Below are 13,396 nucleotides of genomic sequence, written 5' to 3' on the forward strand. Positions count from 1 at the left end.
AAAGAGCGGCGAGCCGGGCAACAAAGCAGGGCTAGTTGTTGAGGGGTTTGCGGGTGGCGGCCATGTGTTTGGCGCGCTCCACGTTGGCCGGCAGGAGGACCAGCGGCACGTCGAATTCCACTTCGCGCTCGCAGAACTCGGTGAAGCTTAACGAGCCGGAGCCGGTGTACAGCTCGGCGAGCTTGGCCACGATGACGTGGTCGTTTTCGGTGGTGCCGTCGATGGGCCAGTCGCGGTCCAAGGCGGGGGAGCCGGAGTACATCTCGATAGAAGCGTCCGCGGGCGGGGTGTAGGAGGTCGCCAAGTCGGCAGCTTCGCACAAAGCGCGGGCGAGGACGTGGTCGAAGGACATGAGTACGACGTCATCGGAGGAGAGAAAGCCAGCCTTCTGGGCTTCGAAAGCAGAAGAGAAGTTGCGTGCCGAGGCAATGAAGTCGAAGGCCTTCTGGTGATAGTCCTCGACACCGGCCGCCTTAATGCGCTCCAGTGAGGAGATGGTTCCCGTCCAGCCTGGGTAGAGGCCCACGGTGCGCTCCGGGAAACCGAGGCGCGTATCGGCGTGAGCCACGATGCGGTCGCAGGCCAGCGCAGTTTCAAAGCCGCCGCCCAAGGCCACGCCACGCACAGCCGCTACGACGGGAACTGGAGCGAACTTGAGTGCACGCAGGGTCTTCGAGCCATCCGCAATCAAAGATTCGACGCGCGAAGCAGAACCCGATTCGCCCGCAGCCGCAATAGAAGCCAGGTCAGCACCCGCGCTGAAGACCGGCTTGTCGTTGCCAATAACCAGCGCGACGAGATTCGCCGAGGACACAGCGTCGAGAGCAGCGCGAATAACTTCAAGGGCAGGGGTAGGCAAAGAATTCATCGGCGTATGCAGGTCGATAATGCCCATGCGCCCAGCAGACGTGGACACCGCGTGGACCGCGCCCGCGTCCAGAGACACGATGGTCTCAGTTTCAAGAGAAGCCAAGGTCACGACGCCCTCGCGTGGCGCGAGCTCCTGGCGCGAACCGGTAGAGGAGAGCACCGAGCCCTCGCCATAAAAGCCGCCCGCCTGAGCAGCGGCCGAGACCAAGGACGGAACGTCTGCGCCGTAAGCGGAGGCGACATGGTCGATACCGATGGCGTCGGCAAGCGCAAAGATGCCCTTCTTCCAGCCGAAGCCCAAGGTCAGGCCCTCGTCGATGAGGCCCACGTGGTCCGCGATGGAGGGCGCGACCTCGCAGCAGTAGGCTAGCGTGTCGAGGAAGACCGCGCGGGCGAAGCGGCCGCCGGGGGAGTCGGTGTCCATGACCTCGCGGGGATCCTTGAGTCCCACGACGGGATCAGACAACGCTGAGCGGGGTACGTATTCGTAGGAGGCGTTGATGGCCTCGTTGCGGCCACGGTAGAAGCCGCCTTCGCCGGTGCGGCCGGTCAGCCCTCGAGAAACGAGACCTTCGATGAAGGGGTCATCGCCGAGGGGGACGTCAAGAAGCGGATCGCCCGCCGGCAGGGCCGTCTCCAGGGACTTCCAGATCGGCTTGACAAGCTGGAGGCCGATGTAATCGAGCAGCCCGAAGATACCGGTGCGGGGGATGCCGAAGGCGCGGCCGAAGGAAGCGTCGGCAAGCTCGTAGCTCACGTCGAACTCGCGGGCGCGGGCCACGCCGGCGGCCATCCAGTAGCAGCCCACGCGGTTGGCAATAAAGCCCGGGGTATCGCGGCATTCGAGCGCAATCTTGCCCAGGGTTTGCTCGATGGTCGTACGCAGAGCAGCCTCCGTCGGGCCAGAGGCGATGAGCTCCACCAGGCGCATGACTTTCGGCGGGTTGAAGAAGTGCGTGATGGCGAACTTATCGCGGCGGGTCTCCGGCACGCCCTCAAGGAGCGAAGCCAGAGGCAGGGTCGAGGTATTGGAACTCAACAGAGCCTCCGCGGACAAATGAGGCTCGATGGCCTGATAGAGCGAATGCTTGGCGCCCAGGTCCTCGAAGATGGCCTCGATGACCCACTCGCGGTCCTCCAGCAGGGCGTAGTCATCGCTGGCGCGCACACGCTCGGCGAACTCCGGCAGGTGGAAACCCTTGCGCTTGAGCTGGATCTCGACGCCCTTCTGGGCACCCTCCGCGTTCTGGTCCAGCAGCACGACGTCCATGCCCGCCGACGCACACAGCGCCGCAATGCCAGAACCCATCGAACCCGCGCCGATGACGGCTACCTTGGTGATGCTCATTTACTTCGCTCCATTCTCAATAATCATGGCGATTCCCTGACCGCCGCCGATACACATGGTGACCAGGCCATAGCGCTTGCTCTCGCGGCGCAGCGCATAAGCCAGCTTGGTCAGCAGGATGATGCCCGTGGCACCAACCGGGTGGCCGTGAGCGACGGCCCCGCCGTAGATATTCGTCTTTGCCGGGTCGAAGCCCAGCTGGTCCTGCACGGCGATGGCCTGGGCGGCGAAGGCCTCGTTGGATTCGATGAGGTCGATATCGTCTAGGCTCAGGCCGGCCTTCTCTAAAGCCTTCGGCACCGCGGCGACCGGGCCAATGCCCATGCGCGTCGGGTCCACGCCCGCGACGGACCAGGACACAATCTTTGCCAGCGGGTCTAAGCCACGCTTGGTCACTTCCTCCGCGGTGGCCAGCACAGCGGCCGCTGCGCCATCGTTGATGCCGGAGGCGTTGCCGGCGGTGACGGTTCCGTCCTTAACAAAGACCGGCTTGAGCTTTGCCAGCTTCTCGACGTCCGTCTCCCGCACCCCCTCATCAAAGTCCAGCTCGCCGACCGGGACGATTTCCTCGGCGTGTACGCCTTCCGCGCGAGCCTTCGCGGCGCGCTCCTGGGATTCGGCGGCGAACTCGTCCTGGCGCTCGCGGGTGATGGTGTTATCCGCGGCGACGTTTTCTGCGGTCACGCCCATGTGGCCGGTGCCGAAGGGGCAGGAGAGTGCGCCGGTCAGCCAGTCGTAGAGTTTGCCGTCACCCATGCGCTTGCCAAAGCGCGCGCCTTCGACGGAGTAGGGGCGTTGCTCATGGATTCCGCCCCGACGGCTAACGCTAGAGAGCCGTCGCCAGACTGCAGGAGTTGCGCCGCACTGATGACGGCCTGGACACCGGAGCCGCACAGGCGGTTGACGCCCATGGCGGTGGAGGAGTCTGGCATGCCCACGTTCTTGGCAATGGCACGTGAGAGGTAGAGGTCCTTCGGCACGACCGGCATGACGTTGGAGGCCACGGCGGTATCGAGGTCTGCGCCTGAAAGCCCCGAACGCTCAATAGCTACTTCGGCTGCAAGGGAGCCAAGTTCGGTGAGGGAGAGGCGCGCGAGGCTGCCGCCAAATTTGCCGATGGGCAGGCGTGCGGCCCCGGCGATGTAGATGTCCTGGGGCATGGATTCCTCCGTTGATGAATACGAATGATGATTAGTTAACTTAGTATCCTAGGTCACCTTTTGGAGGTGTGCAACGGTGTGCGGTCAGGGTGTGCGGGCCGCTGCAATTTTGGCAAGGGTGTAACGTGCGCCACCCCCGCGCTGTTTACAGATTGTTCAACAACCCCTATGCTTTCACCAACGTTTAATGCGACCTTCGTCACGAAAGGTGCCCAACAATGAGATTGGAACCCACCAACCCCTCCGCTTCCCGGGAAGCCGCCCACAACGCGCCGACAGAGGTGCAGCCTCCCAAGGGCATTGGTGCCATGGCCGGCGCCATGTTCCTCATGGCCACCTCCGCCATCGGTCCCGGCTTTTTGACCCAAACTTCCGTCTTCACCGTCCAGATGGGCGCGGCCTTCGCCTTCGCCATTGCGCTGTCGATCATCGTCGACATCGCCATTCAGCTGAACGTGTGGCGCGTGCTTGCCATCTCCGGCATGCGTGCCAACGAGCTGGGCAACACCGTTCTGCCTGGCCTCGGATGGTTCCTCGCCATCCTGGTCTTCATCGGCGGCGTTGTCTTCAATATCGGCAACATCGCCGGCTCCGGCTTGGGCCTGAACGCCATGCTCGGCATTGATGCCCGCATCGGTGGCCTCATTGCTTCCGCCATCGCCATCTTCATCTTCCTGTCCAAGCGCGCAGGCGTCGCGCTCGACCGCATCGTCGCTGCGTTGGGCGCCATCATGATTCTGCTCATGCTCTACGTGGCGATTGTCTCCCAGCCGCCGGTGGGCGAGGCCCTGAAGAACACCGTCATGCCGGAGAGCATCGACTTCTTTGTCATCACCACCCTTATCGGTGGCACAGTGGGCGGCTACATCACCTTCGCCGGCGCACACCGCCTCATCGACTCGGGCCTGTCCGGCCCGGAGAACGTCGGCGCGATTACTAGAACTTCAGTGCTCGGTATCATCGTCACCGGCATCATGCGCGTGCTGCTCTTCCTCGCGGTCCTGGGCGTTGTGTCTACCGGTGTTGCGCTCTCTGAGGACAACACGGCCGCCGATGCTTTCCGCCACGCTGCTGGCGAGTTCGGTCTCCGTGCCTTCGGTGTTGTTCTCTTCGCCGCCGGCCTGTCCTCCGTCATCGGCGCGTCCTATACTTCCATCACCTTCGTGACCACCCAGAAGGTCAACCCGCGGACCCGCAACTTCCTCACCGTCGGATTCATCGTTGTCTGCGCGATCCTCTTCGCTATCCTCAACTCCGCACCGCAGAAACTGCTCATCTTCGCGGGTGCTTTCAACGGCATCATCCTGCCCATCGCTTTCGCCATGGTGATGTGGGTGGCCTTCAAGCGCCACGACCTCACCCACGGTGTCAAGCAGCCGATGTGGCTGCTCATCGCCGGTGTCCTGGCGCTCGTATTGGAAATCTTCATCGGCGTTAAATCCATCTCGGGAATTGTTGACCTATGGGCATGATGCAGACTCCCGCAGAGGTGCGCGCCTTTGCTCGCACACACGATATGACCACCACCGCCGGCCACGCCAGCGGCTTCATGCAGGCGAACCTCATCGCGCTGCCGCGTGAGTACGCCTTCGACTTCCTTCTCTTCGCACAGCGCAATCCCAAGCCGTGCCCCATCGTCGGTGTGCTGGAGGCAGGGCAGTTCGCCTCGGAGCTCATCCCGGGCGGGGATATCCGCACCGACATCCCCGCCTACAACATTTACGAGGACGGCCAGCTCACGCAGACGCTTGACGACGCTTCCCCGTTCTACTCCGACGACATCGTCTCCTTCCTCATCGGTTGTTCCTTTACCTTTGAGAATGCGCTTGTGGAAAACGGCATTTCCATCGCTCACATTGATCAGGGCCGCAACGTGCCGATGTATCGCACCACGATTCCCTGTGCGCCGGCGGGCGCCTTCTCCGGGCCGATGGTGGTCTCCATGCGGCCCATCCTCGCGAACCAGGTTTCCGATGCCGTCCGCATCACCTCCCGCTACCCGGGCGTCCATGGCGCCCCAGTTCACGTGGGCGACCCAGCGGCCATCGGCATCGAGGACTTGTCGCAGCCCGATTTCGGCGAAGCCGTCGACATCCCGGAGGGCACCATCCCGGTCTTCTGGGCGTGCGGCGTGACTCCGCAGGCCATCGTGATGAATTCGCGGCCCAGCCTGGCGATCACGCATGCCCCGGGCAAGATGCTCGTCACCGATATCCCGGACCGCGATTTCCTCATCCCTTAAACTCTGTGCGGTGGTGCTACCACCCCCAAGCTCTCAGTGCTCCGATACAAGGTTCTACTCAGATGGTTCTGGTCAGAAGGTTTGTTTGGGGGCAAACAAACCTTCTTTGCGTGCATAGATGGTTCACTTGGGGGTAAACGAACCTTTTGACATGAACCATCTCACTCGAACCATGTGGGTTGAATTGTTTCGCGCGGGTGGAACCGGCTAACAGAGTGGAGGCCTTACCAAGGGCCTCGGAAATTAAAGGAAACTAGAGCACCCGGAGAATCGATTCCATCGCCCGCATCAAGTCCGCACGGCAGGCATCGGCGGCGGCCTCACGCTCGCCTTGCGCGATGAGGTGAGCCAAGTCGATGTTGGCTTGCACGTGGTTATCGTGAATCTGCGGGTAGCGCTCCAGCGTCAACAAGAAGGTCAAGCGCATGCGCGCCAGCAGGTGCGACATGGAGCGGTCCAGCGTCGGCGAGCCCAAACCGGCGACCAGCTGCTTGTGGAAGCGCTGGTTGATGAGGGGGCGGGGAGCGTCGGTAAGCACTGCGGATTCGGTCAGACGCACCAACTCGCCCGGGTCCTCAAAGGTGGCATAGCGCGCCGCGGCCGGCTCGATGGCTGCGCGCGCCAAGTAGAGATCGCGCACGAAATCGCCGTCAGGGGTGGCGATGAAGACGCCCCTGTGCGGGATGCGCTCCACGATGCGCTCGGAGGCGAGCATGGCGAAGGACTCCCGCAGCGTGTTGCGGGAGCATTCGAAGCGCTCGGCCGCGCGGACCTCGCTGAGCTGGTGTCCGGGCATGTACTCGCCCTCGGAGATGGCGGCGCGGAGCGCGGAGGCGACGGAATCTGCAAGCATGCGACTTACAGTAGCCCGCCGCTTAGGAAATCGTGGCGATTACCGCGCCCGGTTCCAACCTGGAACCCTCCTTTGCCGCACGGCTCAGCTTTCCGGCAGCGGGAGCCTTGACCGCGGATTCCATCTTCATGGCCTCGATAGTGGCGATGGCCTGGCCTTCCTCGACCGCCTCGCCGTCCTCCACGTTCCACGCCACGAGGTTGGCCTCATAAGGGCAAGTCACTTCGTTACCACTGCTGCTGGCACCGGAGGCCACGCTTGCCGACGCCCCCCTCACCGGCCCCTGCGACAACATATCGGTGGGGAAGCCCACGCTGACCAGCTTGCCGTCGATTTCCAGCGCCACGCGGGTGCGCTGCGCGTAGATGGCCTCGACGGGGACGGTAGCGCTCGTAGCCTCCGCGGAAGGGCGGTAGTTATGGTCAAGCCAGTCTGTGTAAATGCCGGCCGCGGCATCGGCGTCGCCGTGGTCCACGAGGACCTGGGAGGAGACCATATCGCGGTGGAAGGGCAGCACGGTGCGAACACCTTCGATGTCGAATTCCTGAAGGGCCTGTTGCGCGCGCTTAAGGGCGATCTCGCGGGTCGGTCCCCAGACCAGCAGCTTGGCCACGAGCGAGTCATAGTAGGGCGGCACGATGGACCCGGAGCGCACGCCGGAATCCACGCGGATGCCCGGACCCGTTGGCGGCTCGAAACGCACGATGGTGCCGGGGCACGGCGCGAAGCCGTTGAGGATGTCCTCGGCATTGATGCGGAATTCAAAGGCGTGGCCGTTCATCTCAGGGTCTGAAGCGTCTGAAGCGTGCGCTTCAGACGGGGAAGAGGTATCTGACGCGGGAGCGTCAGATAGGAAAGACAAGGGGTCGCCGGAGGCGATGCGGAATTGCTCCGCAATGATGTCCACGCCGGTGACCATCTCGGTCACTGGGTGCTCCACCTGCACGCGGGTGTTGACCTCGAGGAAGGAAATCGTGCCATCCTCGGAGACGATGTACTCCACCGTGCCGGCACCGGTGTAGCCCACCTTCGCGCAGATGGCGCGGGCACCCTCGTGGATGCCGGTGCGCTGCTCGTCGGAAAGCGCAGGTGCCGGGGCCTCCTCGATGAGCTTCTGGAAGCGGCGCTGTGTGGAGCAATCGCGGGTGCCCAGCACGGCGACGTTGCCGTGCGTATCGGCCAGAATCTGTGCCTCAACGTGGCGCGGGTGGGTCAGGAACTTCTCCACGTAGCACTCCGCGCGCCCGAAGGCCTCTTTGGCCTCGCGGCCGGCGGAGTTGAAGGCAGCCTCGATGTCTTCGAGGTTCTCCACCACCTTGAGGCCGCGTCCGCCGCCGCCGTAGGCAGCCTTAATAGCGATGGGCAGGCCGTGCTCCTCAGCGAAGGCGCGGGCCTCCTGCCAGTCATCGATGGGATCGGAGGTACCCGGTGCCAGCGGGGCGCCGACCTCCTCGGCCACGCGGCGCGCGGCAATCTTGTCACCGAGCAGCTCGATGGATTCCGGCGAGGGACCAATCCACGTCAGGCCGGCCTCCGCCACGGTGCGAGCAAAGTCGGCGTTCTCCGAGAGGAAGCCATAACCGGGGTGGATAGCGTCAGCGCCGGCGCGCACGGCGATATCGAGAAGCGCCGGGATATTCATGTAGGTATCCGCCGCGGAGTTGCCGGGCAGCGCATAGGCTTCATCAGCCACCTGGGTGTGCAGGGCGCCGGCATCGGCTTCGGAATAAATGGCGATGGAGCGAATGCCTAAGTCACGCGCGGTGCGGGCGATGCGGACGGCGATCTCGCCGCGGTTAGCAATAAGGACTGCAGAGATCATGGGTGGTTGTTCCTTTACTAGTGTTTAAGCGAGTTCAAAGCGGACCGTCGCCCCCGGCGGGAGCTGCGCGGCAATATCAATATCTTCTTCGAGGACGGTGGCGATGACTGGGTAGCCGCCGGTTACGGCGTGATCGCGGAGGAAAATCACGGGCTCACCGCTCGGCGGGACCTGGACTGAGCCAGCCACCATGCCCTCCGAGGGCAGCTCACCCTGGCGGGCGCGGCTCAACGCTACGGAACCCTCCGGGCCGACCAGGCGCACGCCCACGCGGTTGGACTGCGCGGTGACGGTCCACTCCGTGGCCAGGAACGCCTCCAAGCTCTCGGGAGTAAACCAGTCATCGCGCGGACCGAGCACGCAACGCAGCACGCCCTCGGTCTGGCCGTGCGCGCCTTCGCGAACGCGCATCGGGTTGCTCAGTTGGGCATCGGTCATCGCGGTGGAGCGGGGGAGGACACCGATGACGTCGCCAAGTCGCACCGGTGCAGGCCCCAGCCCGGAAAGCACATCGGTGGAGGCCGAGCCCAGCTCCGCATCCGCCACGATGCCGCCGCGGATGGCGATGTAGTTGCGCAGGCCCACCGTCGCGGGATCCACGGTCACCGTGGAACCAGCGGTGACGAGCACCGGGCGCGCGAGGTGTACCGGCATATCGTCCAGCAGGACGCGGGATTGGGCGCCGGTGACGCACATGACGGCGTCGGTCAGCGCGCGCAGGCGGATGCCACCGATGTTCTCCAGCACGGTGGCCCCGCGGGGGTTACCCACCGCGACGTTGGCCGTGGCAGCCGCCGCCAGGTCCGCCGCACCCGAGGGCGTGACACCCAAGTTGCCGCGGCCGGGGCGACCCTGATCCTGGAAGAGGGTGAGCAAGCCCGCATCGAGGACCTCCAAGCGCGGCAGGCGCGCCGGTGTGCGGCGGCCGAAAGGCGTGGTCGACACAACATCTGGCAGCGAGCTCACCGCGCGGTAGCGCACGCGGTCGCCTGGCTGGACCAGCGCTGGCGGGTGGGCATCAGATTCCCACATCGGGGTCGAGGTAGTGCCCAACAGCTGCCAGCCGCCAGGGGAGACGCGCGGGTAGACAGCGGAGAAACCGCCAGCAATTCCGACAGCACCCGCCGGCACCGCGGTGCGCGGGGTGGCGCGGCGCTCGATGTTGAAGTTCTGTGCCGGGTCCGCTGGGGTGCAATAGGTAAAGCCGGGTGCGAAGCCGCCGAAGGCCGCGAGCCACTCGGTCGACGTGTGCCAGTCAATGAGGCCTTCGCGTGACATGCCCATCAACTCGGCGACTTCGTCGAGGTCTTCGCCGTCATAGAGAACGTCGATCTCCACAAAGCGCGGATCCTCGCCCGCCTGCGCGGTGGGGTGGAAATCCTGCAGCTTCTCGGCGGCAGCGGCGGCGGAATTCGGCGTGGCAAAGGTCAGCAACAAGGTCGTGGCTGCAGCAATGGCATCGACTTGGTCCTTGAGCGGATTGGCGTCGAGGGCCGCGTGCCACGCCATGACCTGCGACAAGTCCTCCAGCTCGATGAGCAGCGCGCGTGTTCCTACGGGGTGAATCTGCATCAGATGGCGCTCCGAATCTCAATTCCGCGCGCCTGCAGTTCCTTGACTACACCGCGCAGCAGCTCTACCGCACCGGGCGAATCACCGTGCGTGCACACCGACTGTGCATCCACGTTGAGCACGGAGCCATCGATGGCGGTGATGGATCCGGTTTCAGCGACCTCGAGCACGCGCTTGACGACGTCCCCCTCATCACCCATCACCGCATTCGCCTCTCGCCGTGAGACGAGCGTGCCATCGGGGTTGTAGTTGCGGTCAGCGAAGGCCTCGCGGATGACGGTGAGTCCCTTCTTTTCGGCGAAATCGACGGCGATGCCGCCGGGCAGTAGCATGACGGGGAGGTCGCCGAAGGCCTTGATGCCGTCGATAACCGCGTGGGCCTGGGCCTCGTGGTGGACGATGGTGTTGTACATCGCGCCGTGCGGCTTGACGTAGGCCACCTGGGTTCCGTTGGCCTGGGCCAAGGCCTGGAGGGCACCGATTTGGTAAGTGACTTCGTCGGCAAGCTCGGCAGGTGCGTAATCGATGAAGCGGCGCCCGAATGCTGCTGGGTCGTTGTATCCAACGTGTGCGCCGACGGTGACTCCCGCTTCTGCGGCCGCCTTGAGGGTGCCCGCGATGGAGTGCGGGTCGCCGGCGTGGAAGCCGGTGGCGACGTTGGCGGAGGAGACGAGCTGGAGCATCGCGGCGTCATCGGCAACGGGGTTGCCGGCGGTGGTTTCGCCGAGGTCAGCGTTGAGGTCTATGTGCAGCGCGCTCATAACAGGAGGACACCTCTTCTATAGTTCCCGAATTGTTGAACAATCTATGGGTGCCTAGTGTAGCCCGCATCACGTCGGTTTGTGAAGTGTGTCCCTCATCTGTGTAGTTGTGGGAAGTGAAAGCACCCCCATCGCGACGGTGATGGGGGTGCTGCTGTCTGACGCCGTTGCTACGGCGATACAAGGAGTTTCACGTTAGAAGCTCGATGTATAAGGGTTCAGATTAGAACGGGAGGTTGATTCCTAGGGCCTGTGCTGCGGCTGGGCCGAGTGCGGCCAGTGCGCCGAGGACACCCAAGACGATGGCGGCGATGCCCAGTTCGGTCGGCTTGCCGTCTTTGGAGGAGAGCTTGCCCTTGAAGTCATCGAAGGAGCTCTGGCCATCCTTGTTCTTGTCGCCCTTGTCTCCGTCGCTGCTGCCGTTGTCGCCGCCCTGCTCGCTGCTGCCGTTGTTGCCCTCGGTGCCGGCGGAGGAGCTGTTGTTGATGTCCGAGCTGCCGGCCTCTTCGGCGTGAGCGGCGGTGACGCCAGCGAGTGCGAGGGCGCCGGTCAGGGCTGCCGCGGTGAGGTTACGGGAGATGCGCTTCATGTTTCTTCTCCTGGGTATAGATCGGGAAAGTTTGGTTAACGCCGCATCAGACGATGTTGTCACCGTTAACTGATTTCGACTGCCCACATATTAACCAGAAAAAAGTGAGATTCGTCAAACTATTTTGTATTTTTAAGCTATTCCACGCGAATTGTCATGAATGTTTCAGGGTGCGGGGTGACGCTGGGGGTGCCTGCGTGGGGCCATTTTGTGGCAATGCCCCTGATTAATCTCGGGTTTGTGGCCTATCGATGTTCTAGTTCATTCGTTGAACTTTTCAGCTTGCCCCAAGGTGTGCCACCGGCTGGGGGGGTGGTGATCTGTGTGTCGGGAGGCGGTTAAAACGCATAAACCGCGTTCCTCCGCCTGTAAATGGGGGAGAAACGCGGTGCGCGGCGCTAGTTATTCTTAAGCGAAGAACTTGCGACGAGCGGCAAAAGCGCCAGCAGCGATCATGGCTGCGAAGGCGAGAGCGGCGAGGCCGCGAGCAACGGTGTTGGAGCCGGTCTCTGCGGAGATGCCACGGGACTGTGCCGGGGCCTGCGCAGCGGTGCTGTCAGCAATCTGACCACCCTGTGCGATGACCTCGTCCTTGTTCTCCTGCAGCATCTGCTCAGAAGCAGCCTTCTCCTCGGCGGTCGGAGCATCCTTCTGGGCTGCTTCCTGGGACTTCACGTAGGTCTTGCCATCCTTGGCCAGGTACCAGGTTACGCCACCGATGACGAGGGCGGCCGGCAGGGCCAGCCACGCCAGCTGCTTCTTGTCGAAGTCAGACTTGTTGGAGGAGGAGTCCTCATTGGTGGAGCCTTCACCCTCGGTGGAACCTTCGCCCTCGTTGGTGGAGCCTTCGTTGCCTTCGCCTTCCGGGTTTTCTGCACCGTCGGCCGGAGGCTGGTTGTCCAGAACCTCTACGTCCTCTTCGGCTGCCTGCTGGGCCTGCTGCTGCTCCCAGATGAACTCCGCTTCCTCTGCGGTCATGGAGGTGTTGAGGGCCTCGTCGCCGAGCTTGTTGCGGTGCAGGTAGCTGCCGTCCTGCTGCTTCTCGTAAACCAGGCCATCGACCTCAAGCGTGGCCGGGGCCGGAATCTGAGCAGAGGCAACGGCGGTGCCGCCGAGTGCGAGGGAGCCAGCCAGCACGGCTGCGGTCAGGGTGCGGTTGATGCGCTTCATGAGTTTCTCCTTGTGAGGGTAGTGAGAGGGAGTCGACCCAACACGAACAACAATAGTCACAACTTTCACATCAGTCACAAGGGTTAGGAAGTTTTGCTCGCTAACATGGCGGATACCTCTCGCGCCAAACGGACCGCATGTTCGGCAAGCGAGGGCCCGTTCGATTGGCGATATGGTGTCTAGTGACCTGCGGAAACATGCGCTATGTAAACCGGCGAGCTGGGAAAATGTTCGATAGAAGCGTAGTGGCCTTAGGGTCCCCCTCTATGGGGGTATGACAGGAAGCTCTAGCCTTGGTTAGTGGCAGCTTCAGGCGTTTCAGCTACGCCTTCAAACTGCCATCCCACCACGGCATTGCGTACCGCCGCTGCCAGTGGGTTGGCTGGCTGGATGCAGCTGATGGTGAGCAAGCGACCAGGCTGGGCATCGGCGCCCCAGATGCTCTCGTCCTGCTCGAGACCGTCCTTTGAGGGATCGTGCAGATCCGTTGCGGTGTACACCAACCACTGATCACCGGAGTTCTGCGTGCGCAGGTAAAGCTTGTCGCCTAAGGAAGCTTTGTGCTCATCTGCCCGGCTGTCATAGAGATTATTGAAGACTGCCGGCACGCCCGCGCCGGTATGGCCAGCAATGACCACGATGTCCTGAGCATCTGTACCGGGAAGTGAATAAGGTTTATCCTCCGCCGTGTAGGTGCAGGCCTTATTCATCGAGTCCGGGTTGATTTTATTGTCTTTGATTCGGCAGGAGCCTTCCTCGAAATCTGTCCGTACGTCAATCGCAGGGATGTACATTTCGACTGCGGGGGAGGGCTCGATGGCTGCGGCGGGTTCGGTGACTACGCCGGTGGGTTCCGGCGCAGGCGCGTCCGGTTCCTTATTTAATTGGAGCGCGGCGACAATCCCGATGAACACCAACGCCAGAATCAGGAGGACCCCCGTGCCGCGACGGCTGACAGGCCGGCGATGGCGCGCTGCGTGGCGCCGGGGTGAAGTTCCTTGCTTTCTCG

The 13,396-nt window shown here is 63.2% G+C and carries 10 protein-coding genes and 1 pseudogene; 2 read left to right on the forward strand and 9 right to left on the reverse strand.

Annotated elements, in window-relative coordinates; translation table 11 throughout:
- Positions 1-31 precede the first annotated feature (31 nt).
- Both CAURI_RS14185 and CAURI_RS03120 read right to left on the reverse strand, forming a co-directional pair.
- The gene (locus tag CAURI_RS14185; RefSeq protein ID WP_010189322.1) at positions 32-2,218 is read right to left on the reverse strand and encodes a 3-hydroxyacyl-CoA dehydrogenase/enoyl-CoA hydratase family protein; all 2,187 of its coding nucleotides are present in this window, start codon (positions 2,216-2,218) and stop codon (positions 32-34) included.
- A pseudogene (locus CAURI_RS03120) lies at positions 2,219-3,378 on the reverse strand (acetyl-CoA C-acyltransferase).
- A gap of 218 nt (positions 3,379-3,596) precedes the next feature.
- On the opposite strand from CAURI_RS03120, the gene CAURI_RS03125 reads away from it, so the two are divergent.
- Positions 3,597-4,850 (forward strand): NRAMP family divalent metal transporter, encoded by a 1,254-nt coding sequence (locus tag CAURI_RS03125; RefSeq protein ID WP_010189319.1) that lies wholly within the window; start codon positions 3,597-3,599, stop codon positions 4,848-4,850.
- On the forward strand, positions 4,841-5,620 hold the full coding sequence (locus CAURI_RS03130) for a putative hydro-lyase (protein ID WP_010189318.1): 780 nt from the start codon (positions 4,841-4,843) through the stop codon (positions 5,618-5,620). Before CAURI_RS03125 ends, CAURI_RS03130 begins: the two co-directional genes overlap by 10 nt.
- A gap of 253 nt (positions 5,621-5,873) precedes the next feature.
- Here CAURI_RS03130 and CAURI_RS03135 read toward each other — a convergent pair whose 3' ends face one another.
- From CAURI_RS03135 to CAURI_RS03165, 7 genes are all read right to left on the reverse strand, one after another.
- Positions 5,874-6,473 (reverse strand): GntR family transcriptional regulator, encoded by a 600-nt coding sequence (locus tag CAURI_RS03135; protein ID WP_010189317.1) that lies wholly within the window; start codon positions 6,471-6,473, stop codon positions 5,874-5,876.
- Between the two features lie 22 nt (positions 6,474-6,495).
- Positions 6,496-8,295 carry an acetyl/propionyl/methylcrotonyl-CoA carboxylase subunit alpha gene (locus CAURI_RS03140; RefSeq protein ID WP_010189316.1) on the reverse strand — a complete coding sequence of 600 codons (1,800 nt, stop codon included), beginning with the start codon at positions 8,293-8,295 and terminating at the stop codon, positions 6,496-6,498.
- Positions 8,296-8,319: 24 nt separating this feature from the next.
- Positions 8,320-9,867 (reverse strand): 5-oxoprolinase subunit B/C family protein, encoded by a 1,548-nt coding sequence (locus tag CAURI_RS03145; RefSeq protein WP_010189315.1) that lies wholly within the window; start codon positions 9,865-9,867, stop codon positions 8,320-8,322.
- Positions 9,867-10,628: a 5-oxoprolinase subunit PxpA gene (locus CAURI_RS03150; RefSeq protein WP_010189313.1), complete on the reverse strand. Its 762-nt coding sequence runs from the start codon at positions 10,626-10,628 to the stop codon at positions 9,867-9,869. Before CAURI_RS03150 ends, CAURI_RS03145 begins: the two co-directional genes overlap by 1 nt.
- Positions 10,629-10,851: 223 nt before the next feature.
- On the reverse strand, positions 10,852-11,217 hold the full coding sequence (locus CAURI_RS03155) for a hypothetical protein (RefSeq protein ID WP_010189311.1): 366 nt from the start codon (positions 11,215-11,217) through the stop codon (positions 10,852-10,854).
- Between the two features lie 408 nt (positions 11,218-11,625).
- Positions 11,626-12,387, reverse strand: coding sequence for a hypothetical protein (locus tag CAURI_RS03160; RefSeq protein WP_010189310.1), 762 nt, complete (start codon positions 12,385-12,387; stop codon positions 11,626-11,628).
- A 287-nt stretch (positions 12,388-12,674) separates the two neighbouring features.
- Positions 12,675-13,301: a sortase family protein gene (locus tag CAURI_RS03165; protein WP_010189309.1), complete on the reverse strand. Its 627-nt coding sequence runs from the start codon at positions 13,299-13,301 to the stop codon at positions 12,675-12,677.
- Positions 13,302-13,396 lie beyond the last annotated feature (95 nt).

It is taken from the genome of Corynebacterium aurimucosum ATCC 700975, from assembly GCF_000022905.1.
Lineage (GTDB): Bacteria > Actinomycetota > Actinomycetes > Mycobacteriales > Mycobacteriaceae > Corynebacterium > Corynebacterium aurimucosum_F.

Coding starts and splice junctions, on each gene's coding strand:
- CAURI_RS14185 (WP_010189322.1), bottom strand. CDS start 2,218: ATGAGCATCACCAAGGTAGCCGTCATCGGCGCGGGTTCGATGGGTTCT.
- CAURI_RS03125 (WP_010189319.1), top strand. CDS start 3,597: ATGAGATTGGAACCCACCAACCCCTCCGCTTCCCGGGAAGCCGCCCAC.
- CAURI_RS03130 (WP_010189318.1), top strand. CDS start 4,841: ATGGGCATGATGCAGACTCCCGCAGAGGTGCGCGCCTTTGCTCGCACA.
- CAURI_RS03135 (WP_010189317.1), bottom strand. CDS start 6,473: ATGCTTGCAGATTCCGTCGCCTCCGCGCTCCGCGCCGCCATCTCCGAG.
- CAURI_RS03140 (WP_010189316.1), bottom strand. CDS start 8,295: ATGATCTCTGCAGTCCTTATTGCTAACCGCGGCGAGATCGCCGTCCGC.
- CAURI_RS03145 (WP_010189315.1), bottom strand. CDS start 9,867: ATGCAGATTCACCCCGTAGGAACACGCGCGCTGCTCATCGAGCTGGAG.
- CAURI_RS03150 (WP_010189313.1), bottom strand. CDS start 10,628: ATGAGCGCGCTGCACATAGACCTCAACGCTGACCTCGGCGAAACCACC.
- CAURI_RS03155 (WP_010189311.1), bottom strand. CDS start 11,217: ATGAAGCGCATCTCCCGTAACCTCACCGCGGCAGCCCTGACCGGCGCC.
- CAURI_RS03160 (WP_010189310.1), bottom strand. CDS start 12,387: ATGAAGCGCATCAACCGCACCCTGACCGCAGCCGTGCTGGCTGGCTCC.